Source organism: Wolbachia endosymbiont (group B) of Eucosma cana, from assembly GCF_947250645.1.
Lineage (GTDB): Bacteria > Pseudomonadota > Alphaproteobacteria > Rickettsiales > Anaplasmataceae > Wolbachia.
Genome location: NZ_OX366334.1, coordinates 1,346,769 through 1,368,963, shown reverse-complemented (window position 1 = coordinate 1,368,963; position 22,195 = coordinate 1,346,769). Strand labels below are relative to the sequence as shown.

Here is a 22,195-nt window from a genome sequence, read left to right as displayed (position 1 = left end):
ATATTTTTCGGTAAATTAACTATTCTAAACACATGCAAAAACGTCATATAACTATTTGTTGTGTACTGCTTTTCATAATAGGGGCATTATTTTTGATGCGTCCTATGATTGTTCCGTGTCTAATATCTGTTTTTGTTGCACATCTATTTAACCCGCTAGTAACCAAGTTTGAAAAATACAGAATACCGCGTTCATGTTCTGTAGTTTTTATAATACTTACCTTATTGATAGCTTTTATATTAGTTATTACATTTGTTTTACCTATTATATATTTTCAAATTACTTTAATATTAAATTTCTTAGTGAATAAGATACCTTCATTAAAGCTTAAAATGATTCCTTCTGTGCTAGAATTTCTTAATATAAAAACTGAAGATAATTTATTTGATCACTTGTCTAAAAATCTAGTAGAAAATTACAGTGATTATATATCTTATTTTATAAATGCTCTTAGCATGGGCAGTAATCTTATAATTCAAGTGCTAAATTCAAGCTTTAGTTTGATTTACATGGTATCATTAATAGCTATTACGCTTGTGGTGTTTTTTTATGTATTACGTGATTGGCCTTCAATTGTAGAAAAGGCTAATAAACTAATTCCCATTCTTTACAGAGAAAAAGCTGCAGGTTATTTTTTCAAAGTAGATTTCATTATATCTAATTACCTAAAGGGACAGTTAAACGTATGTATAGTCATGATGATCTTTTACTCCGTGGGCCTTAGCATAATTGGGCTGAAGCATTCTGTAGCTATTGGAATTTTATCAGGAACATTAACATTTATACCCTATATAGGGCCATTATTATACACTATTATCGGATTTTTGAGCGCCATTACTCAATTTAGTGGATGGTTTGAAAGTGCTGCTGTCTTGCTATTATTTAGTGTTGGTCAATTAATAGACTCAAGCATATTAGTGCCTTTATTAATAGGAAAAAAAGTTCATATACATCCAACTATCATTATTTTGGGAGTTGTCATATGTACCTCATATTTTGGGTTTATAGGTATATTATTTTTTATTCCAATAATAGCAATGTTCAGTGTATTAGTAGAATATGCAGTCAATAAATATTTTGAAAGTGAGCTTTATAAAAATGGCTAATTAGTTCACAATAAAAAGAAAAAGGACCTCTGATACATTTGAGAAATGGTGCGACCTGAAAGTCTTCGGTCATATTGTTTAAAAGGAGAGGAATTCATTCAGAAAGAAACTGAAAGGATTCTAAAACTTATTAAACCAGATGTTTTGCCGTCTGAGTCTACGCATCAGTGCGAATCGGGCAACCGGTTGGTGCCAAGCGATGCGGACAATGAACCTCCTCTTGAAAAAGAAGATGCTCAATTGTGAGAGGGGCATAAACTGCAAGCATCATGTGGTTGGAGGGCTAGGCTAGTGGTATGGTGAACGTAAGTGAAGCTTTATAAGTACCGATACGATGAAAGAGCTAAAGATGCTGATAAGCTCTGACCAAAAGGTAATGTGGATAAGTTACATTTTTCATTTCTAGATGTACGCAAATAATAACTCCACCGGTATAGAGAAGCCACCTAACCCACTATTATAATGCACCCCATAAACTAGACCAAAAAAAAATGGTTGATCCGAGTAGGAAGGTAAAGGGGTAAAAGTATGGCAACAAAAAAATATGAACCAGAGTTAAAAGCAAAGATAGCTTTGGAAGCAATAAAAAATCAAAAAAGCACAGCTGAGATATGTAGTGAATATAAAATACCATCAACAAATCTATATGATTGGCGTGATAGAGTATTGGCAAGGTTAAAAGACCTATTTGTTGAAGAAAGTGAAAGTGCGAGAAAACAAAGAATCTTAGCGCAAGAAATAGAAAGTTTACATAAAGTAATAGGAGAATTGACAGTGGAAAATAGCTATTTGAAAAAAAAATTACTGAAATAAGCAAAAAAGATAGAGTAAGGTTTATAGAAAAAGATTCTGATCTGTCAATTAGGAAACAGGCTGATTTATTGGGGATTTGCAGATCTAGCCTATATTATAGGCCTATAATTAATAACGAAAGTGAAGTAGCAAATTTGATTCAAGAAGTATATTTGGCTTCTGATTGCCGTTATGGATATCGTAAAATTACTGCTGAAATCATAGCGAGTGGAGTAGTAGTCAATCACAAAAAAATCTTAAGAATTATGAAAAAAATGAAGATTAGTGGGCTGTATTGTAGAAAAAGATGTAATACAAGTATTAAAGAAAAAAAGCATAAAATATATCCTTATTTACTCAAAGATTTGATTATTTGTAGAGTTAATCAGGTATGGGCTACTGATATAACATATATTATGGTAGAAGGTAAGTTTATCTATTTTGTGGCAATAATGGACTTGTATAGTCGCTATATTATTGCTCATTCATTATCACCATATCTCGATGCTGGATTTTGCCTTTATACTCTCAAAGAAGCTCTAAAACAAGGTAAACCTGAGATTTTTAATAGTGATCAGGGGGTGCAGTTTACTAGCTACAACTTTATTATGGAATTAGAGCGTGCTAATATTAAAATCAGTATGGACCATAAAGGACGTTGCTTCGACAATATATTTGTTGAGCGCTTATGGAGAACTTTAAAGCAAGAAGCTATATATTATTATAGACCAAATAGTATCAGAGATTTAAATCTTATAATAAATGATTTTGTTGCTTGGTATAACTATAGAAGGCGACATCAGACTCTACATTATAAAGTTCCTGCTGATCTTTATTATCATAAACAGTAAATGAATATATTGATAAATACTTTAAATGTGTGTCGACGTATTTATCAACATATTCATTTTAAAAATCGGATCACTTTGAAAAAAATGGTCTAGACAAATGGGTGCATTATATGTTAAAATCAGAGCGGATGCAAATCCCCTTGACTTAAAATGGAAAAAGTATTTTGATGAGAGAGTGAAACGAACAAGAATGTTAGCAAGCTCTTTCTCAAGAGAAGGTTCTCTACTGTTGGTGTCACCATTAAGAATGATGTTTCCTGAGGAATCATGAAGGACAAGCCGGTTCTAGAAAAGAAGAACTTAGATAAGGGGCTCAAGCGTAGTGTTGGGAAACCTGCATGCTGCGTTTCTAAGGGAGGGGGTAGTAGTAATACTGCTTCCTTACCTGACCAAGTAAATTTTTATGCAAAAATTATTATCAAAAAGTAGCAATTTAAGAGGCTTTACGTGCAATTAAATTTATTTAACAATAATCAAGTTGATTATTGTTGGCAAAATTATATCATCTTAGACGAAAACAAGCACGTATATAACTCAATAGCTAACGATTTATCTTGGAAATGCCTGATTCTTTTTGGACCTAACAGCTCTGGAAAAACTCACCTTGCTCATATTTGGCAATCAATAAACAATGCAATTTTTATCAACGTGAATAATTTTGTAAGCGAGATTAGGTATAGCAATGCGTTTATTTTAGAGGATGTACAAAACATTAAAGATGAGGAAATGTTGTTACATTGTTATAATTATATGAAGGAAAATGATAAGAGATTGCTGATCACTTCTTCAATTTCACCAAAAAAGCTTAACTTCAAGCTCAAAGATTTGAGCTCTCGAATATTGTCAACTATCAGCGTAAAAATTTTACCTGCAAGCGAGGAGTTATTAAGAATTATGCTAATAAAACAATTTTCAGATAAACAATTAAAAATTGATCTAAAGGTAATTAATTATATTCTAGCAAGAATAGAACGTTCTTTCCACAGCATTAATAAAATTATAGAAAAAATAGATAGTGAATCCATAGGATCAAATGTAACCATTCCTTTTATTAACACTTTATTAAAAAAAAGTCCCAAGTGATTCCTTTTGCTGCAAGACATTTGTTATATATATATATTAAAGATTTATTAATACCCATACAATAATGAAGTTGAAATCACTATTTCTTTATGTTAAAATTATAATAAATACTATGATGTAATAAGAATAAACAGACATATCTAAGGGATATTTTTACGATAGTAAAACTTACTTTACAGGATGTTTTTTATAGATTTGATGTTATAATTAAAATATGGTAAAAATAAGATCAAATTTAAAAAAAAGGTTAAAACAAAGGTTTGTAGTACTTACTTTATTGATAAATACTTTGTTTATCTCATATTTTCTTATAAAAAACACAAAAAATACTTTCAATCAAATTATAGTCAAAGAAATAAATATAGGAGCTGATAATGAAAAATAAACAACTACAAAATAAAAAAGAGAATCTTTACATAACGTATTACATAGATACTTTGGTTTCCGAAAAATCCTCTACACAAAATACTTTGGAAAGTTATCGTTCAGATTTACACCAACTTGAAGAATTTTTATTAGAAGGAGGCACTACCTTAGTTGGTGCAAGTAAAGCTAATATTAAAGATTATGTAAGCTTTTTACGTACACAAAAGAAATATAAAACTAGCTCTATATCAAGAAAAATATCTGCTATCAAAAATTTCTATAAGTGCCTATTTAATGATGGAATAATAGACTTTAATCCAGCACCGGCTAATGATAATGAATTAAGAAATCCAAAAGTTTCCCGTCCTTTGCCTAAGTATTTAAGTGTTCAAGAAATATTTTTGCTCATGGAAACAGTAAAAAAATCAGCAAGCGGATCGAATAAAGAGATAAGCAGTAAAAGGCTATGTGCAATTTTAGATATCCTTTACTCTTCCGGGATGCGTGTTTCTGAATTAATTAATATGAAGTTATGTGAAGTATCACATTTAGTAAACAGTAATGGTAAAGAAGGCTATATAATAATAAAGGGAAAAAGTGGCAGAGAAAGGCAAATCTTTTTTAATGAGCAAGCATTGCAAAGCCTTAAAGATTATTTATCAGTTCGTGACAACCTGCTCCCTAACAACAAAAAATCTGATTGGCTATTCCCAGGTGATAAACCTAATAAACCAATTACAAGGCAAAGAGTTGGTCAATTAATAAAGGAATTAGCAAGAAAGTGCGATATTGATGAAAATAAAATCTCCCCACATGTGATTAGGCATTCTCTTGCTACCCATCTACTGAATAGCGGAGCGAATATTGTGCTGATACAAAAAATTCTTGGCCATACTAATCTTTCTACAACGCAAATATATACTCATATTGCTAACGAAAAGTTAAAGGACAAATTAGCTGATTCTCATCCTATTACTCAGATGATCAATAATTAAACTTATTGCTTTTAATTTTGTAGTAAAGTTAAATTCAAATAAGTTTACGTATGTTTGTGATTGCAAGTTTATTGTTTAATTTACTCCTTATATTATGGGAAGTATTCTATACTTTTATTACTCTTCCTGTAATTTTCTTTCCTGAGTGTGTAATAACCATTTTCCTCGTTTGCTCGGTGAGAGTTGTATTATTCATGTTACGTTTATTATGTGGCATTAAATATGAAGTGAGGGGAATGGAAAACATTCCTGAGCAACCTTTTATAATTGCATCTAAACACCAATCTCCATTTGAAACATTTATTTTTATACTACTATTTAGAAAAGCAGTTTTTATTTTAAAACGTGAATTGAAATGGATTCCATTCATTGGTTTGCATCTCATGGCATTAAAAATGATTTTTATTAACCGCTCAGATGGTATTAGTTCTGTGCGTCATATCATGAAATTAGCAAAAATGCGTATAAAAGAAAATAGAGGCATAATAATATTTCCTGAAGGCACAAGAACGACTATAAACCAAAATATAAAATATCAACCAGGTATCGCTGCTTTATATAGCGTATTATCTGTTCCTGTATTACCGATTGCTTTAAACACTGGTTTGTTTTGGCCAAAAAGCATACTTTCTCTGAGAAAGAATCCCGGAAAGGCGGTAATAGAAATATTACCTCCCATATATCCCGGGTTAAACAAAAATGAATTCTTGCAAAGTTTAGAAAAAATCATTGAAGAGAGAAGTAGTAGATTAATTCCAGAAAAAACTGATATTGCAAATTAACAAAAAGACTTTATAATTAAAAGAAAAGTACAGGTATTAATATATGGCAAATCATAAGAGTGCTAAAAAAATGATAAAGGTAATAGCAAAGCGTACTTTAGTGAATAAGATGCGAAAAAGCAAAACTCGTACTGCTATTAGAAGATTAGTTGATATAATCAAGTCTGGTGATAAAGAGAATGTTGTCTTGGCATTTCGGAATGCTGAATCCAATTTACATAGATGTGTAAATAAAGGTGTTATTCATAGGAATACTGCTGCGCGTAAAATAAGTCGTTTAAATGCAAAAGTAAAAGCATTGATGACAGCATAATATGGTTAATGTAAGGTTAACCGGATTAATGTATACTCTTCAATTTGTATACCTTGTATAAAATTTAAGTAGCTCAAGTGATGGATAAAAAAGCATTGTTGGAACTAAGTGATGGGTCAAAAATTGAGCTACCCATATTAAGTGGAACAATAGGTCCTGACGTGTTAAATATCAAGGATTTATATAAAGTAACTGGATTATTTACTTACGATCCAGGATTTGTTTCTACAGCTTCATGTTCTTCTGCAATTACATTCATTGATGGAGATGAAGGAGTTCTTAAATATAGGGGACATGATATAGCTGATTTGGCAGAAAATAATAGTTTTACTGCTGTGATTTATTTATTACTCTATGGTGAACTACCAAGTTCAGAGCAACACAAAAAATTTCTTTTCAAAATACAAGAATTGTCCAAAGTATCAGAGCAAGTTACAAATGTAATCAAAGCATTTCCAAAAACTGCTCACCCTATGTCGATTTTGATTGCATGTTTTGCAAATTTGTCAGCGTCTTACCATGAAATGCATAGCAACAATGTCAATGGTGAGGATTTAGATTTTGGAATTTCTGCAATAGCACAAGTTCCTGCAATTGTTGCAATGACTTATAGGCATATCAACAATCAGGAATTCATAAATGCTAACAATGAATTAAGTTACAGTGAAAATTTCTTAAAGATGATATTTGGCGATGCTGTTGATAATGCCCTTTTTGCAAAAGCTCTGGATAAAATATTTACTCTCCATGCTGATCATGAACAGAATGCTTCTACGGCAGCTGTCAGATTGGTAGGGTCAGCTGGTTCTAATCTATTTGCAAGCCTGTCTGCAGGAGTTGCTACACTTTGGGGTCCAGCACACGGTGGAGCTAATGAGGCAGTTATAAATATGCTAAAAGAGATAGAGCAAAGTGGAGATGTAGATAGATTCATTGAGAAAGCTAAAGATGATAAAGATCCATTTAAGCTAATGGGGTTTGGACATCGTGTTTATAAAAACTATGATCCGCGCGCGCTTATATTAAAGGATGCTTGTCATGAGATTTTAAGCAAACTAGAGCAAAACAATGAATTACTTGAAATTGCAAAAAAACTTGAAGAAGTAGCTTTAAAGGATGAATATTTCATCACGCGTAAATTATATCCAAATGTTGATTTTTACTCAGGTATAATAATAAATGCTATCGGTATCCCTTCAAGTATGTTTACACCCATTTTTGCACTTGCAAGAACCACTGGTTGGGTTGCCCAGTGGTATGAAATGGTAACCGATAAAGAAACCAAGATTTGTAGGCCAAGGCAGCTATACCTTGGCAAATAAACTTTCATTCACAATTTGTCCTCAAATAGTCTAATTTTCTTTAGCTATAAAATACAGCAACTTATGTTTTTACCAACTGATGTATGCTTTTTTGTAGAACACTGTTCAGATTGTAATACAGACGGTTGGTCAAGTATTGGTTTGGGCTTATCATTAAAAGAAGATCGTGCTGAAGAAGTGCCAAGGCCACTATCTTTAGCCGAATTATCATCTTTAATTCTTTGTGCATCTTCATCATAGTAATTGGGGTCAAGTAATTTTCTTGAGTGTCCAGCACGTGATTTACCTATAGTTGAATTCTAAGAACCTGTTCATAATCTTTTGAGGAGTAAAGCAGAGAAAGCAAGAACGATCATTTGTAAGCTAGTGTTGAGTTTTCGCTCGCAATTTTTCCACAAACGCCTGCATTTTTCCAGCCAAGCAAAAGAGCGCTCGACAACCCATCTTTTCGGCAATACAGCAAAAGTGTGTAATTCGCTTCGCTTTATTACTTCAACATTGGCACCAATAGTTGCCTTTATTTGTGTTGCAAAATTTTCTCCATTGTAGCCAGCATCAACCAATATATTTTTAACTTCAGAGAGGGTTTCTTTAGCATTTCCGACCTATAATGCACCCCATAAACTAGACCAAAAAAAAATGGTTGATCCGAGTAGGAAGGTAAAGGGGTAAAAGTATGGCAACAAAAAAATATGAACCAGAGTTAAAAGCAAAGATAGCTTTGGAAGCAATAAAAAATCAAAAAAGCACAGCTGAGATATGTAGTGAATATAAAATACCATCAACAAATCTATATGATTGGCGTGATAGAGTATTGGCAAGGTTAAAAGACCTATTTGTTGAAGAAAGTGAAAGTGCGAGAAAACAAAGAATCTTAGCGCAAGAAATAGAAAGTTTACATAAAGTAATAGGAGAATTGACAGTGGAAAATAGCTATTTGAAAAAAAAATTACTGAAATAAGCAAAAAAGATAGAGTAAGGTTTATAGAAAAAGATTCTGATCTGTCAATTAGGAAACAGGCTGATTTATTGGGGATTTGCAGATCTAGCCTATATTATAGGCCTATAATTAATAACGAAAGTGAAGTAGCAAATTTGATTCAAGAAGTATATTTGGCTTCTGATTGCCGTTATGGATATCGTAAAATTACTGCTGAAATCATAGCGAGTGGAGTAGTAGTCAATCACAAAAAAATCTTAAGAATTATGAAAAAAATGAAGATTAGTGGGCTGTATTGTAGAAAAAGATGTAATACAAGTATTAAAGAAAAAAAGCATAAAATATATCCTTATTTACTCAAAGATTTGATTATTTGTAGAGTTAATCAGGTATGGGCTACTGATATAACATATATTATGGTAGAAGGTAAGTTTATCTATTTTGTGGCAATAATGGACTTGTATAGTCGCTATATTATTGCTCATTCATTATCACCATATCTCGATGCTGGATTTTGCCTTTATACTCTCAAAGAAGCTCTAAAACAAGGTAAACCTGAGATTTTTAATAGTGATCAGGGGGTGCAGTTTACTAGCTACAACTTTATTATGGAATTAGAGCGTGCTAATATTAAAATCAGTATGGACCATAAAGGACGTTGCTTCGACAATATATTTGTTGAGCGCTTATGGAGAACTTTAAAGCAAGAAGCTATATATTATTATAGACCAAATAGTATCAGAGATTTAAATCTTATAATAAATGATTTTGTTGCTTGGTATAACTATAGAAGGCGACATCAGACTCTACATTATAAAGTTCCTGCTGATCTTTATTATCATAAACAGTAAATGAATATATTGATAAATACTTTAAATGTGTGTCGACGTATTTATCAACATATTCATTTTAAAAATCGGATCACTTTGAAAAAAATGGTCTAGACAAATGGGTGCATTATAGTATTTATCAATATATTCATTTACTGTTTATGATAATAAAGATCAGCAGGAACTTTATAATGTAGAGTCTGATGTCGCCTTCTATAGTTATACCAAGCAACAAAATCATTTATTATAAGATTTAAATCTCTGATACTATTTGGTCTATAATAATATATAGCTTCTTGCTTTAAAGTTCTCCATAAGCGCTCAACAAATATATTGTCGAAGCAACGTCCTTTATGGTCCATACTGATTTTAATATTAGCACGCTCTAATTCCATAATAAAGTTGTAGCTAGTAAACTGCACCCCCTGATCACTATTAAAAATCTCAGGTTTACCTTGTTTTAGAGCTTCTTTGAGAGTATAAAGGCAAAATCCAGCATCGAGATATGGTGATAATGAATGAGCAATAATATAGCGACTATACAAGTCCATTATTGCCACAAAATAGATAAACTTACCTTCTACCATAATATATGTTATATCAGTAGCCCATACCTGATTAACTCTACAAATAATCAAATCTTTGAGTAAATAAGGATATATTTTATGCTTTTTTTCTTTAATACTTGTATTACATCTTTTTCTACAATACAGCCCACTAATCTTCATTTTTTTCATAATTCTTAAGATTTTTTTGTGATTGACTACTACTCCACTCGCTATGATTTCAGCAGTAATTTTACGATATCCATAACGGCAATCAGAAGCCAAATATACTTCTTGAATCAAATTTGCTACTTCACTTTCGTTATTAATTATAGGCCTATAATATAGGCTAGATCTGCAAATCCCCAATAAATCAGCCTGTTTCCTAATTGACAGATCAGAATCTTTTTCTATAAACCTTACTCTATCTTTTTTGCTTATTTCAGTAATTTTTTTTTCAAATAGCTATTTTCCACTGTCAATTCTCCTATTACTTTATGTAAACTTTCTATTTCTTGCGCTAAGATTCTTTGTTTTCTCGCACTTTCACTTTCTTCAACAAATAGGTCTTTTAACCTTGCCAATACTCTATCACGCCAATCATATAGATTTGTTGATGGTATTTTATATTCACTACATATCTCAGCTGTGCTTTTTTGATTTTTTATTGCTTCCAAAGCTATCTTTGCTTTTAACTCTGGTTCATATTTTTTTGTTGCCATACTTTTACCCCTTTACCTTCCTACTCGGATCAACCATTTTTTTTTGGTCTAGTTTATGGGGTGCATTATATATCCTTATAAGTAAATTAATGTTATCCTTAACTATTGCTAATCTAAAATTTTTTATGTTCATACACTTACGTGTTCATAGCGTTTATTCTCTGCTTGAGAGTTCGGTTAAAATTGAGGAGCTGATTGGTCTTTGTTTGCAGAACAAAATGCCGGCAGTTGCAGTTACTGATTCAGGCAACTTATTTGGCTCACTTGAATTTGCAGAATATGCAGCTAATAGGGGAATACAGCTAATAATAGGATGCAATATTATCGTTCGACACTTAGAACAAAATTTATCAATACTGCTACTTGCAAAAAATGAACAAGGGTACACTAATTTAGTCACCTTGGTGAGTGAGTCTTTTAAAAAGCGCAAAAATAGCAGCGATATTCCCTACGTTGATTTTGATGAGCTATTAAGTTTTAATACAGGTCTAATCGCCTTAACTGGTGGATGTTTGGCTCAACTGTTATTGGAGCAAGACAAAGAAACGGTTGAAAAACTGCTTTCAGCATTCGATGGTCATTTATATGTTGAATTGCAGCGTCATGGGCTGAATAAAGAGCTAGAGCTTGAAGAAGCTTTAATAGATTTTGCTTATCAGCGCAATATACCACTAGTGGCAACGAATGATGTGTTTTTTTCAAATAGATCTGATTATGAAGCTTATGATATATTAACGTGCATATCGGAGGGCAGTTATGCCCTGGAGAATAACAGAAAGAAGTTAACTACCGAGCATTACTTCAAATCTGTGGAAGAAATGGAGGAACTGTTCAGCGACATTCCCGAAGCAATTTATAACACTTTAGTGATAGCTAAGCGGTGCTCTTACATGCCAAGAAGCAGGCAGCCTATCTTGCCTAAATTTCCTTGTCGAGAAAATAAAACTGAGAATGAAGAACTGAGGGAGCAGGCAGTTGCAGGATTAGAATTCCGCATTGCAAATGAAACAGACATAAACCTTAAACAATACTACGATCGGCTGAATTACGAACTAAGCGTAATAACTTCGATGAACTACGCTGGCTACTTTTTGATAGTTTCTGATTTTATTCGTTGGAGCAAAGCAAATGGCATTCCAGTTGGACCGGGAAGAGGTTCTGGTGCTGGATCAATTGTTGCTTGGAGCTTGCAGATTACAGATCTTGATCCAATAAAATTTGGTCTGATCTTTGAAAGATTTTTAAACCCTGATCGTATATCAATGCCTGACTTTGATATCGATTTCTGCCAAGAGAAAAGGGACCTGGTTATTGATTATGTTCAGAAAAAGTACGGTTATGTTGCTCAAATAATCACTTTTGGAAAATTGCAAGCAAGGGCAGTATTGCGTGATGTTGGTAGAGTATTGCAAATGCCTTACTCTCAAGTGGATAAAATATCTAAAATGGTTCCATTTAATCCAGTAAATCCTGTAACTTTATCGCAAGCGATAGAGCTTGATCAAAACCTACAGAAAGAACGAGATAGTGATGAGGTAATTGCAAAGCTTCTTGATATATCACTAAAGCTCGAAGGAATATATCGTCACGTTTCAACTCATGCTGCTGGAATTGTAATATGCGATCAAAAATTAGAAAATTTTGTTCCCGTCTATTATGATCCAAATTCGGCTCTGCCAATCACTCAATACAGCATGAAATATGTAGAGAAAGCTGGGTTAATAAAATTTGATTTTCTTGGACTTGGTACGCTAACACTAATAGATCATGTATGTCGTTTAATTAATCGTGATGAAAAAAAATTTGATATTTCCTCGGTTTCTTTGATTGATCAAAGAACCTATGAAATGCTCTCAAGAGGTGATTCAATCGGAGTGTTTCAGCTTGAAAGTTCGGGAATGAGAGAAGCTTTAATCAAACTAAAGCCAGACTGCATTGAAGATATCATCGCTTTAATTTCTCTTTATCGCCCAGGGCCTATGGATAACATTCCAACTTATGTTGCAAGAAAGCATGGACTTGAAAAGCCAGATTACATTCATCCATTGCTTGAGAAGGTGTTAAAAGAAACATTCGGAGTAATAATCTACCAAGAACAGGTAATGGAAATAGCGCGTATTCTCTCTGGATATAGCTTAGCAGAGGCGGATTTACTCAGACGTGCCATGGGTAAGAAAATTAAGGAAGAGATGGATAAACAACGTGAACTCTTTGTTCAAGGAGCAACAAAAAACGGTGTTGATTACGACAGGGCAAGTTATATTTTTGATCTTGTTGCAAAATTTGCTGGTTATGGATTTAATAAATCCCACGCTGCAGCATATGCGATTATATCTTACCAAACAGCTTACCTTAAGGCTAACTACCCGCTAGAATTTTTTACGGCCTTGATGAATCTCAATATTGATGATAGAGACAAACTGAATTTGTTTTATCATGCTGCAAAATTCAGTGGAGTTGCTGTTCTTTCGCCTGATATCAGCAAATCTAAGGCTGAATTTTCAATAGAGGGTGAGCACATACGCTACGGAATTGCTGCTTTGCGTAATGTTGGTTTTGCTATAGCAGAAGGAATAGTAAATGCACGCTCAAGTTCTTATAAGGACATATGGGAATTCATTCAAAATTTGGGGCATATAATAAATAAAAGGGCATTAGAAAGTTTAATTAAATCTGGAACATTCGATAGTGTGCACCAAAATAGAAAGCAGTTATACGAGTCAATAGACACATTGATTTACTTTGCAAATAAAAATAGGCAGTCAAATCAAGCTGTTTTATTTGGCAATCTTGATGTCCTCAAGCCAAAACTCGAGGATGTGGAAGATTTTAATGAAGAGGAAAAATTAGAGCATGAGTTGTTTTCACTAGGGTTTTATTTAACTAATCACCCGCTTAAAAAATTTAAAACTCTTTTGAAAAAATTAAATATTGGGTTTATCGGAGAGAGTAAGACGATAAAAACTGCTGGTGTAATATTAAATGTGCGTATGAGAACCTCAGAACGTGGAAGATTTGTTATCCTAACACTTTCTGATCCCCACAATGTTTCTGAAATAGCATTCTACAATAATGAAATAATAGAAGAAAAAAGGAATCTATTTTCACCTGGAGCATTTGTGATAATTGATCTTGAAATTTCAGAAAACACAACGAGACTATCAGGAAAGGACATATCTGAATTTACAGAAAAGGTTACTTCTCTAATGAAAGGATTAGTTTTAACTGCTGTATGTGCAGACTCGCAAAAAGTTGCTGAGGAGTTGAATTCAGTGTTGAAAAATGGAGGCAAAACCAAAATAATGCTAAAGTTTCTTCTCGAAAAACATAAAGTCAGCATCTTGTTGCCAGGTGCATATTCAATCACCCCCCAAGCTATTTATGAAATATCTCACTTAAGTTGGATTGAAGGCGTAGAAATTAATACAAATAACTTGCTTATATAAAAAAGTTTTATATAATAAAGTGTTTAATTGATATTAAAGGAAGATATAGTGAGTCTCTATGAATTTACTTTTATAGCACAACCGAACTTATTGCAGCAAGAAGTAGAAGAAATGGTCCAAGAATTGGCTATTTTGTTGAAAAATATTAAAGCAGATGTTATTTCTCAGGAGGTTAAAGGTCTCATAGAAAGAGAACATAGCACAGTTACAAAACAAGAGCTAGAGGCAAGTACTGAAAGCATTAAAAAAAGTCTGATTGTTTACTCTGATTTTTTGGAAACTCTGACAAAAATTTTATGGGTTGAATTGGAAGAAGATTTTTCAAATTTAAAAGAAATAAAGTCAAGAATCGATAAAGAATTGAAAAATGAACTAAGTGATACGGGAATAAAACAAAATTTTATGGACCTTCCAGGAGCTAACACTAAAAGTGCATTTATCTATAATGTAGTAAATGCTTTTAAGGAAAATATTTCACAACATCTAATAAAATCCCTTCAAGAGGTTTTAAAAAGTTTTAAAATAGTAGACTCAAATCAATTGAGTAAAACGCTGGAAGTGCTTTTGAAAAATATTGAAGCTTCAGGATTGATAAAATATGAATATTGGGGTCTATTGGATTTTGCATACCCAATAAATAAGATGAAAAGTGGTCATTACTGTATGATGTGTATAAGTTTTACTTCAAGCATTATGGATGAATTTGAGCGTAGAGTAAAACTGAATGAGAATATTATTCGCCACTTGTCTGTACGGGTTAATGAGTTTTTTAAAGGTAAATCTTACATGATGGATAAACAAATTGAGGAGAAAAGTGCATAATGATGAAAAGACGAAATAGTTTTAATAATTCTTACGTGTCTGTAAATAACAGAACTGGCTTTAGGCGTCCTAAGGTCTGTCCTCTTGCTGCATCTAAAGATGAGGACATAGACTATAAGAATATAGATTTATTGTCCAAATTCACCTCTGACTATGGTAGAATATTACCTAGAAGGTTAACAGGTGTGTGCGCAAGAAAACAAAGAAAGTTGCGCTTAGCAATTATAAGAGCACGCTTTTTAGCTCTTGCTCCTTACTGTACTAAAAAAGTTAGGTAATTTATGTTAATAATTTTAAAGGAAAATATAACAACTTTAGGTAAGCTTGGTGAAGTTGTCAAAGTTAAGCCAGGTTATGCACGTAATTTTCTTTTTCCACAAAAAAAGGCGATGAAAGCCACTAAGGAAAATTTAATAAAGTTAGAGGAACAGCGTTTATTATTGGAAGAAGAAAATATCAAAAAATTAAATGCAGCAAAAATGCTTGCATCATCACTGCATGATAAATTTATTATATTAATAAAGCAAGCTTCAGAGGATGGAAAGATTTTTGGCTCTGTAACCACACGTGAAATTGCAAAAACTTTATTACAAGAAGGATATGATATAAGTCATCATAGTTTATCTTTTGGTGGAATAAGTATCAAAAATTTGGGCGAGTATCAAGTGAATATAGAATTACATAGTAAAGTGATAGTGCCAATTACTATATACGTTGTCAGATCTGAGAAAGATGCACATGAATTGAGGCAAGTAAAGTTGCAAAATCAGAAATCTGAGCAACAAGAAGATACAAATAACGAATAGCAGTGAATAAAATATTTCAACTACTCCTGTCATTCCAGTGCACTTTTTTTCTGTCGTCCCAGTGTTACACACTGGGATCTAGCATGTTCAAAGATAAGACAGGGATCATCTAATGATCCCACGCTATAGCCGCAAAGAAATCTCTTCCATTTGGGAAGAAAAAAATAAGTTCAACATATGGCTCAAAATAGAAAAATTAGCATGTGAAGCTCAAGCAAAATTAAAAGTTATTCCAAATGATGTTGCTGAAAAGCTCTCTGGTGCTATTGAATTTGATATTGAGCGTATTAACGAAATTGAATCCATTGTAAAACATGATGTTATAGCTTTTTTGACATATATTGCTGAAAAAGCGGGAGTTGATGTTCGTTATCTCCATTACGGAATGACAAGTTCTGATGTTTTAGATACATGCCTTGCAGTGCAGTTGAAAGAGTCATGTGATATTTTACTCAAGAATCTAAAAAATTTACTTATAGTATTGAAAAAAAAAGCTGAGGACTATAAAGATATTGTTTGTGTTGGGCGCAGTCATGGAATGCATGCAGAACCAATAACTCTTGGGTTAAAATTTGCTAGATTTTATGCTGAATTTAAACGCAATTATCAGAGATTAATTAGCGCGCAAAAAGAGATCTCAATTTGTAAAATATCAGGTGCAGTAGGTAATTTTGCAAATATTAATCCATTTGTTGAAGAGTATGTAGCGAAAGAAATGGGACTCATACCTGAAACCATATCGTCTCAAGTCATCCCTCGTGATAGACATGCCATGTTCTTTTCAATTTTGGGAGTAATTGCAAGCTCAATAGAAAATATTGCAATTGAGATTCGTCATTTGCAAAGAACTGAAGTCGGCGAAATCTCTGAATATTTTTCCACTGGGCAGAAGGGAAGTTCTGCTATGCCGCATAAGTGTAATCCTATTTTAAGTGAGAATTTGACTGGGCTCTCACGCTTAATACGCAGCTATGTTTTTCCTGCATTAGAAAATGTTGCACTATGGCACGAACGAGATATATCGCACTCGTCTGTGGAAAGGTGCATTGCTCCTGATGCTTGTATAGCAATGGATTTTGCTTTAGTACGATTAACAGATTTGATAGATAAATTGGTGATCAATAAGGAAAATATTGAAAAGAACTTAAATTCTTCAAAAGGCTTGGTTTTTTCACAACGTGTATTGCTTGAGTTGGTAAGTAGTGGTTTAACTAGGGAAGAGGCATATAAAATTGTTCAGAATAATGCAATGAAAGTAAAGCAAGATAACAGTGATTTTCTGTTCGAATTGAAACAAGATAAATCCTTACATGGAATTATTGACTCTGAAAAACTTGAGTCTTTGTTTGATTTGAAGTATTATATGAAACATATAGATTACATATATAGCAAGGTTTTCAATTAGGCTGAGTAGCTCAGTGGTAGAGCAGGAGGATCATAATCTCTTGGTCGGGGGTTCAAATCCCTCCTCAGCCACTCAAGCTAAACTATGGTTTGGCAAGAGCAGCGCATTTGACAAAATAACGTGATTCATTGTCCAATTAACTGAAGTTTTTTTTCAGTTGTTCATATAGTATATGGAATAATGTATGTGAAGTGATAAAGATACAACATTTGTTGTATCTATTCAGGGGAATGGCTAATGGTATCCGTTCAAGAAAGTGGTAAGGTAGATGAGAAAAGACAACTAAATGAATTTCATCCGAGTAGCTGACACTGGCATCTATATAAAGACAATCTAATGCACTCATTTAAAGTGAAGTTTTCTGGATCCCAGTCTCTAGGCACTCGGATGACAAGAAAAGAGTTGACTTGAATGACACTGAATAGGCACTGGGACAGAGGCTACTTGAATAATATTTCACCATGTCATTCCAGCACTTGATGCTGGAATCCAGAAGTTTTTTGAGCACAAAAGTCATGCTAAGTTTTTGTTGTTAAGAAAGGCTGGATAGCTACTTGAATGACACCATTTGTTACTGTGTTTTTGTCTATCTTATTTTGCTACCCTACTGAACGAATACACAAAATCTAACTTTTTTCTATACAACCAGCTAGATCAAGAAAGGTGAATCTATCTCTTGTTGCAAATGTAAGATTGACTACCTTGCAATATTGCTCTTTGTTCCAATTAAGATGCTCCGGTAAGTACGGAATTGATAGATCTTCAAATACTTTCTGCAGGTGTTTTGCAGATAGTAAATTTTGCTTAATTAAACTAGAAATATTACTCCATTCTTTGCAAATAATCTCTTGAATTTTTTGCTGCATAATTTGCTTCTGCTTTAGAATTTTTATAAATTCGGTATTACCAAAGCACTGAGTTATATGTTTTACATCTAAAGTGATCGGTTTGGTAATCGGGTTTTGTATTGACAATATCTCCTCTTGCAAGTTAGCCATAGTAATCGTCGTAACAGCAATTTTTTCGCCATGTAACGAGGAGGAATAATCTTTTGTTACCGTCTCCATTGCATGAGCTATCATATGTTCTCCTTGGCTTGCAGAGTAGCTGCCTTTTGACATCACCATTCCAAGTCCTGAAATCAATAAGGCTTCCATAAGTAATAAAACTACTCTTTTATCTTTTTTAGCAAGTGCCAAGTGTTCTCTGAGCAAAATTTTCTCCAGATTGCGAACAAGTTTAAAGGGGAGTTCATTATATTCTGTGCCAAGTAATAGATTAGATAATAGCCAATCGGCTTGTACTGTTGAACGGCAGATGAAATCTGCAAATCCACTTAATGTGAGGCGTAGTGGTGCGTTGGCAATTATATCGGTATCAATGTATATTGCCTTTGGAAGATGTGCTCCGAACGATTTTTTATATCCATCAACTAATATTGAAGCGTTTGCAGAGCTATACCCATTCATGGAAGCAGCTGTTGGAAAGGATATGTAGTCTTTGCCTTCTAAATAGCTTGCGTACTTACAGATATCATTAACAGTGCCACTGCCAAATGCAACCATTAAGTCACTATCTTTTGCTTTATTTCTAACTAGGTTTACAGCTTGGAGAGAAGCAGCTCTGTTCAGTCTATTTGGTGTCATCCAAGTAGCGTGACACTGCGATCCATCATAGTCACGCACTGGAATGACAGGTGTGGCTGGAATAATTAAATGAGAAACTTTATTAAGTATGTTTTTGTTTAAAAGTTTTGCTGTATTTTCATCTGCAATCAGAAAAATGTCATTTCCGTATTGTCTACATATTTCATAGATATTATCAGCAAGTACTGTTACTTCCCTTATAAGAACTTGTTCTGTGTGCTGTAATATTTGTTTTAAATATCGCATAGAATGTTTACAATACGGTAATGTTAGTATTTCAAGATTGATATGAAGATTGACCCTGTAGAACTAACTAAGAAATTAATTTCTTTTAAAAGTATAACACCAAAAGACGATGGGGCAATAGAGCATATAGCAGCCATTCTCAAGAAAAGTGGTTTTGAATGTGAGATTTTAGAGTTTGGTGATAAAGTTAAAAATCTTTATGCGAAATATATAAATGGAGTACCAAACTTGTGTTTTGCTGGACATGTTGATGTTGTACCACCAGGTGAGTTAAAAGATTGGATATCTGATCCATTTAAGCCAGAAGTTAGAGATGGAATGCTATACGGAAGAGGAGCAGCTGATATGAAAGGCGGAGTAGCTGCATTTATTGCTGCTATCGTAGATTCAGTTGCAGGTAAGTTTCGATTCAGCGGTTCAATCAGTGCATTGATTACCAGCGCTGAAGAAAGCACGGAAGAACATGGAACAAAGGCCATTTTGGAATGGATGAAAAGCAAGCAAAAAAAGATAGATTTTTGTATAGTTGGAGAACCAACGAGTAGTGAGAAATTAGGTGATACCATAAAAATAGGTAGAAGAGGTTCTGCAACATTTAAATTGATTTGCCATGGTAAACAAGGGCACGTTGCCTACCCAGATCTAGCAGATAATCCAATATATAAAATGGTATCGATACTAAGTAAGATAAAAGATACCACTTTTGATACTGGTAATAAATACTTTCAGCCTTCACATTGCGAAATTACTACTATCGACGTTGGAAATAATACTAATAATCTAATACCTAGTTCAATAGCAGCAGGTTTTAATGTTCGATATAACAATACACAAACACCAGACGTTTTATATAAGATGATTGATGCAATATGCACCAATGTGACTAACGATTATAAACTGTCTATGCAGAGCAGCAGGGACGTTTTTCTCTCTATTCCTGATAGAAATACTGATATTATGCTTGATGCGATAAATAAAATTACCGGTATTGATGCTGTGCTGAGTACAAATGGTGGCACATCTGATGCTGCGTTTATTAAGGATATTTGTCCAGTAATTGAATTTGGTATGATCAACAAAACCGCACATCAGGTAAATGAATGCGTATCAATAGACGATATACATAAATTAACAGCTATATATAAGGAGTTTATAAAAAATTATTTTTACCCCACTAATAAAATATTAAACCAAATCAATGTAATTGGTAATACGCCTGATGGTCCATTATTAGCTTGAGGTGCAGTTGCATAGAGAAGAAACTTACTAGACACATTTTACCAACCCCTTATTATAATATTAAGGGTATTTTTGACTCAAAACTTGTCTTTGATCTGTGCGAGCTTAATAACAAAAATTCAGTAGAAAGCTTATTGGCGAAAATTATCTGTTCAGCAGAGTGACAAAATAAGATAGACAAAAAGGGTGTAAGAACAAATAGTGTCATGCAACACTGGCTTTTGTACACAAAACGTTGTAAAGCGCTTTTGTCAACCTGGATCCCAGCTCGGATAACAAGAAAAGAAGCACTGGTTTCACATAGATCTGAACAGATATAATTTCTTAAACATTTATAGCTCACATAAAACCCGGTCTGACTGTCATAAAGGCTACTCATTGCAGCAGACAACTTTCGCACTACTTCAAATTCTAATTTTCAACTTAAAGAGGTACGTAATGTCAAATAACTTCAATTTCAAAGAATTTTTTCACCATCACGAAGCAAATAGCACTTTAGATGATATACAAAGGTACTGCATACTGTGGCAATCAGTGATATCACAGGCAATGATTGATGCAGCAAGTAACTGTAAAAAAACAGAAAGCTTGGTAGAGAAACGTAAAGCAATTTCCTGGCTATCAGACTTCAGTCAAGATTTTGTTGAAACATGTATACTGGCTGATTGCGATCCATTATACGTAAAAAACAAAATACAGCCAATTCTAAAAAAGATAAAGCCCTTTTAATGAGGTTTACCCCTCTCACCAAGAAAAATATCATTTAATCTTTTTTCTATAGCTTCATCTATATCTTGGATTAATAGCTGCTTTATCATATTCACTTTCCGTTCTGCCTCTTGAAGATTATTGTTACCGTAACTGTTCTTATTACTATAACCATAACTACTGCCATTTGGTTTATTACTCATTTTTCTTCTTGTGCTGAGTATCTGAACTATCTTCTCCTTGAAAAAAGACTTCCAGCCTGTGCCAGAAAATAATTTGTAGAGAAAATGCGGAGTAAGAAACGCTACTAATATTCTAATAGAAACTCCATAACCCAAATCATCTCTATTTTCATAATACCATTTTAAATATTGATACAAATGGTAAAATGCATTTTTGAAAGAGCTAAACTCTACAGCATACCAAAAGCCACTGGTGAGAAACATGAGCATAATGCTCGATGTATAAAGATACAAAGTGAAAAGAAATAGCTTGACAACTATATCTTTCAAACTGCCCAGTATGTAATTAAATAACCTTAATTTATAAAAAAGTGATATCATTTCACGCACACTTCAATAAAGCTGGGGTGGAAGGATTCGAACCTTCGCGTGGCGGTATCAAAAACCGCTGCCTTACCACTTGGCTACACCCCAATATTGTTTATATCAATAACATTATTAACCCAATTAGTAAAAGATTTATTCGCTTTTCCTATGGGTATTATCACAACGGCTGGTTGATCATAAGAATGCATTGACTCGATTTTTTCTACAATCTTATCAGCCTGATCATTCCTACTTTTCATAATTGCCACTACTTCACAATTACTATTAGTTTTACCTTCCCATAAATACAGAGAGTTTACTTCAGGAAATATATTTACACACACAATTAACTTCTCGTTTAACAATTCTTCAGAAATAGCCTGAGCCTCTTTCAAGTTTGAAAAAGTTATATAGACTAAAACTAAATTGCTCATTAATCGCTACATAAATGCATTTTTACTATACTCTACTTAGATTTATTCATCAAGAGAAAATAGGAGAGACCTCTTCAGTGCTTGACACACAGAAATTGAAGATGTCATTTAGTAGCTCTCCCCTGTTATTTAAGTAGCTAACACTGAGATCCATAAATTTAACTGGATGCCAGTTTCTGGGCACTGACCATCATAAAGGAGCCAGTGTCATGCACTGATAGTTGTCTTTTCTCGCTTACCTTATTTTA

19 protein-coding genes, 2 tRNA genes and 1 pseudogene are annotated in these 22,195 nt (G+C 33.3%); 16 read left to right on the top strand and 6 right to left on the bottom strand.

Translation table 11 applies throughout. From position 1 onward, the window contains the following. Window positions 1-32 precede the first annotated feature (32 nt). The 7 genes from OOK99_RS06770 (at window position 33) to OOK99_RS06740 (ending at window position 7,610) form a co-directional block, all read left to right on the top strand. A complete protein-coding gene (locus OOK99_RS06770; RefSeq protein WP_264719793.1) occupies window positions 33-1,106 on the top strand; it encodes an AI-2E family transporter in 1,074 nt (357 codons plus the stop codon). 528 nt (window positions 1,107-1,634) lie between these two features. Then, window positions 1,635-2,749 (top strand): IS3-like element ISWpi17 family transposase gene (locus tag OOK99_RS06765; RefSeq protein WP_214303219.1). Its coding sequence is split into 2 segments (ribosomal slippage): window positions 1,635-1,908 and window positions 1,908-2,749, totalling 1,116 coding nucleotides; the frame shifts between segments, so codons are not numbered across the junction. 447 nt (window positions 2,750-3,196) lie between these two features. Beyond that, complete coding sequence (locus tag OOK99_RS06760) at window positions 3,197-3,832, top strand: DnaA ATPase domain-containing protein (protein WP_264336404.1); 636 nt, start codon at window positions 3,197-3,199, stop codon at window positions 3,830-3,832. Window positions 3,833-4,206: 374 nt separating this feature from the next. Continuing rightward, on the top strand, window positions 4,207-5,193 hold the full coding sequence (locus OOK99_RS06755; RefSeq protein ID WP_264336403.1) for a site-specific tyrosine recombinase: 987 nt from the start codon (window positions 4,207-4,209) through the stop codon (window positions 5,191-5,193). A gap of 56 nt (window positions 5,194-5,249) precedes the next feature. Further along, window positions 5,250-5,975, top strand: coding sequence for a lysophospholipid acyltransferase family protein (locus OOK99_RS06750; protein WP_319606856.1), 726 nt, complete (start codon window positions 5,250-5,252; stop codon window positions 5,973-5,975). A gap of 43 nt (window positions 5,976-6,018) precedes the next feature. Then, the gene (gene rpsT / locus OOK99_RS06745) at window positions 6,019-6,288 is read left to right on the top strand and encodes a 30S ribosomal protein S20 (RefSeq protein WP_108784107.1); all 270 of its coding nucleotides are present in this window, start codon (window positions 6,019-6,021) and stop codon (window positions 6,286-6,288) included. Window positions 6,289-6,368: 80 nt separating this feature from the next. Then, window positions 6,369-7,610 carry a citrate synthase gene (locus OOK99_RS06740; protein WP_264336401.1) on the top strand — a complete coding sequence of 414 codons (1,242 nt, stop codon included), beginning with the start codon at window positions 6,369-6,371 and terminating at the stop codon, window positions 7,608-7,610. A 311-nt stretch (window positions 7,611-7,921) separates the two neighbouring features. Here the strand turns inward: OOK99_RS06740 and OOK99_RS06735 are convergent. Beyond that, a pseudogene (locus OOK99_RS06735) lies at window positions 7,922-8,203 on the bottom strand (transposase); the annotation flags it as partial. Window positions 8,204-8,286: 83 nt separating this feature from the next. On the opposite strand from OOK99_RS06735, the gene OOK99_RS06730 reads away from it, so the two are divergent. After that, window positions 8,287-9,401 (top strand): IS3-like element ISWpi17 family transposase gene (locus OOK99_RS06730; protein WP_214303219.1). Its coding sequence is split into 2 segments (ribosomal slippage): window positions 8,287-8,560 and window positions 8,560-9,401, totalling 1,116 coding nucleotides; the frame shifts between segments, so codons are not numbered across the junction. A 131-nt stretch (window positions 9,402-9,532) separates the two neighbouring features. Here the strand turns inward: OOK99_RS06730 and OOK99_RS06725 are convergent. Beyond that, a protein-coding gene (locus OOK99_RS06725) for an IS3-like element ISWpi17 family transposase (protein ID WP_214303219.1) occupies window positions 9,533-10,647 on the bottom strand; the annotation gives its coding sequence in 2 pieces (ribosomal slippage) (window positions 9,533-10,374 and window positions 10,374-10,647; 1,116 coding nt in all). Between the two features lie 125 nt (window positions 10,648-10,772). On the opposite strand from OOK99_RS06725, the gene dnaE reads away from it, so the two are divergent. The 6 genes from dnaE (at window position 10,773) to OOK99_RS06695 (ending at window position 17,197) form a co-directional block, all read left to right on the top strand. After that, window positions 10,773-14,093: a DNA polymerase III subunit alpha gene (dnaE, locus tag OOK99_RS06720; protein WP_264719792.1), complete on the top strand. Its 3,321-nt coding sequence runs from the start codon at window positions 10,773-10,775 to the stop codon at window positions 14,091-14,093. Between the two features lie 48 nt (window positions 14,094-14,141). Continuing rightward, complete coding sequence (gene rpsF, locus OOK99_RS06715) at window positions 14,142-14,915, top strand: 30S ribosomal protein S6 (RefSeq protein WP_319803443.1); 774 nt, start codon at window positions 14,142-14,144, stop codon at window positions 14,913-14,915. Then, on the top strand, window positions 14,915-15,193 hold the full coding sequence (gene rpsR, locus OOK99_RS06710) for a 30S ribosomal protein S18 (protein ID WP_015587948.1): 279 nt from the start codon (window positions 14,915-14,917) through the stop codon (window positions 15,191-15,193). The genes rpsF and rpsR overlap by 1 nt, the downstream gene beginning before the upstream one ends. A 3-nt stretch (window positions 15,194-15,196) precedes the next feature. Beyond that, window positions 15,197-15,721, top strand: coding sequence for a 50S ribosomal protein L9 (rplI, locus tag OOK99_RS06705; protein WP_264719790.1), 525 nt, complete (start codon window positions 15,197-15,199; stop codon window positions 15,719-15,721). 112 nt (window positions 15,722-15,833) lie between these two features. Next, window positions 15,834-17,126, top strand: a complete 1,293-nt coding sequence (gene purB / locus OOK99_RS06700) for an adenylosuccinate lyase (protein ID WP_264330918.1) — start codon at window positions 15,834-15,836, stop codon at window positions 17,124-17,126. Further along, a tRNA-Met gene (locus OOK99_RS06695) sits at window positions 17,126-17,197 on the top strand. Before purB ends, OOK99_RS06695 begins: the two co-directional genes overlap by 1 nt. 555 nt (window positions 17,198-17,752) lie before the next feature. On the opposite strand, the gene OOK99_RS06690 is transcribed toward OOK99_RS06695, so the two are convergent. Then, on the bottom strand, window positions 17,753-19,018 hold the full coding sequence (locus OOK99_RS06690) for an iron-containing alcohol dehydrogenase (protein ID WP_264719789.1): 1,266 nt from the start codon (window positions 19,016-19,018) through the stop codon (window positions 17,753-17,755). A gap of 42 nt (window positions 19,019-19,060) precedes the next feature. Here OOK99_RS06690 and dapE point away from each other — a divergent pair, with 42 nt between their 5' ends. Together dapE and OOK99_RS06680 are read left to right on the top strand one after the other, a co-directional pair. After that, window positions 19,061-20,257 carry a succinyl-diaminopimelate desuccinylase gene (gene dapE / locus OOK99_RS06685; protein ID WP_264719788.1) on the top strand — a complete coding sequence of 399 codons (1,197 nt, stop codon included), beginning with the start codon at window positions 19,061-19,063 and terminating at the stop codon, window positions 20,255-20,257. A 438-nt stretch (window positions 20,258-20,695) separates the two neighbouring features. Further along, window positions 20,696-20,986 (top strand): hypothetical protein, encoded by a 291-nt coding sequence (locus OOK99_RS06680; protein WP_007301973.1) that lies wholly within the window; start codon window positions 20,696-20,698, stop codon window positions 20,984-20,986. On the opposite strand, the gene OOK99_RS06675 is transcribed toward OOK99_RS06680, so the two are convergent. From OOK99_RS06675 to cutA, 3 genes are all read right to left on the bottom strand, one after another. After that, window positions 20,983-21,411, bottom strand: coding sequence for a hypothetical protein (locus OOK99_RS06675; RefSeq protein ID WP_227738357.1), 429 nt, complete (start codon window positions 21,409-21,411; stop codon window positions 20,983-20,985). The two genes, OOK99_RS06680 and OOK99_RS06675, sit on opposite strands and share 4 nt — an antisense overlap. A gap of 138 nt (window positions 21,412-21,549) precedes the next feature. Then, window positions 21,550-21,621: transfer RNA gene (locus OOK99_RS06670), tRNA-Gln, on the bottom strand. Further along, on the bottom strand, window positions 21,612-21,947 hold the full coding sequence (gene cutA, locus OOK99_RS06665; protein WP_006015205.1) for a divalent-cation tolerance protein CutA: 336 nt from the start codon (window positions 21,945-21,947) through the stop codon (window positions 21,612-21,614). The genes OOK99_RS06670 and cutA overlap by 10 nt, the downstream gene beginning before the upstream one ends. Window positions 21,948-22,195: the final 248 nt, after the last annotated feature.

What these genes read in the sequence shown, in the direction of transcription:
- OOK99_RS06770 (WP_264719793.1), top strand. Translation starts at nt 33, where the DNA reads ATGCAAAAACGTCATATAACTATTTGTTGTGTACTGCTTTTCATAATA.
- OOK99_RS06755 (WP_264336403.1), top strand. Translation starts at nt 4,207, where the DNA reads ATGAAAAATAAACAACTACAAAATAAAAAAGAGAATCTTTACATAACG.
- rpsT (WP_108784107.1), top strand. Translation starts at nt 6,019, where the DNA reads ATGGCAAATCATAAGAGTGCTAAAAAAATGATAAAGGTAATAGCAAAG.
- OOK99_RS06740 (WP_264336401.1), top strand. Translation starts at nt 6,369, where the DNA reads ATGGATAAAAAAGCATTGTTGGAACTAAGTGATGGGTCAAAAATTGAG.
- dnaE (WP_264719792.1), top strand. Translation starts at nt 10,773, where the DNA reads ATGTTCATACACTTACGTGTTCATAGCGTTTATTCTCTGCTTGAGAGT.
- rpsR (WP_015587948.1), top strand. Translation starts at nt 14,915, where the DNA reads ATGATGAAAAGACGAAATAGTTTTAATAATTCTTACGTGTCTGTAAAT.
- rplI (WP_264719790.1), top strand. Translation starts at nt 15,197, where the DNA reads ATGTTAATAATTTTAAAGGAAAATATAACAACTTTAGGTAAGCTTGGT.
- purB (WP_264330918.1), top strand. Translation starts at nt 15,834, where the DNA reads ATGATCCCACGCTATAGCCGCAAAGAAATCTCTTCCATTTGGGAAGAA.
- OOK99_RS06690 (WP_264719789.1), bottom strand. Translation starts at nt 19,018, where the DNA reads ATGCGATATTTAAAACAAATATTACAGCACACAGAACAAGTTCTTATA.
- dapE (WP_264719788.1), top strand. Translation starts at nt 19,061, where the DNA reads ATGAAGATTGACCCTGTAGAACTAACTAAGAAATTAATTTCTTTTAAA.
- OOK99_RS06680 (WP_007301973.1), top strand. Translation starts at nt 20,696, where the DNA reads ATGTCAAATAACTTCAATTTCAAAGAATTTTTTCACCATCACGAAGCA.
- OOK99_RS06675 (WP_227738357.1), bottom strand. Translation starts at nt 21,411, where the DNA reads ATGTTTCTCACCAGTGGCTTTTGGTATGCTGTAGAGTTTAGCTCTTTC.
- cutA (WP_006015205.1), bottom strand. Translation starts at nt 21,947, where the DNA reads ATGAGCAATTTAGTTTTAGTCTATATAACTTTTTCAAACTTGAAAGAG.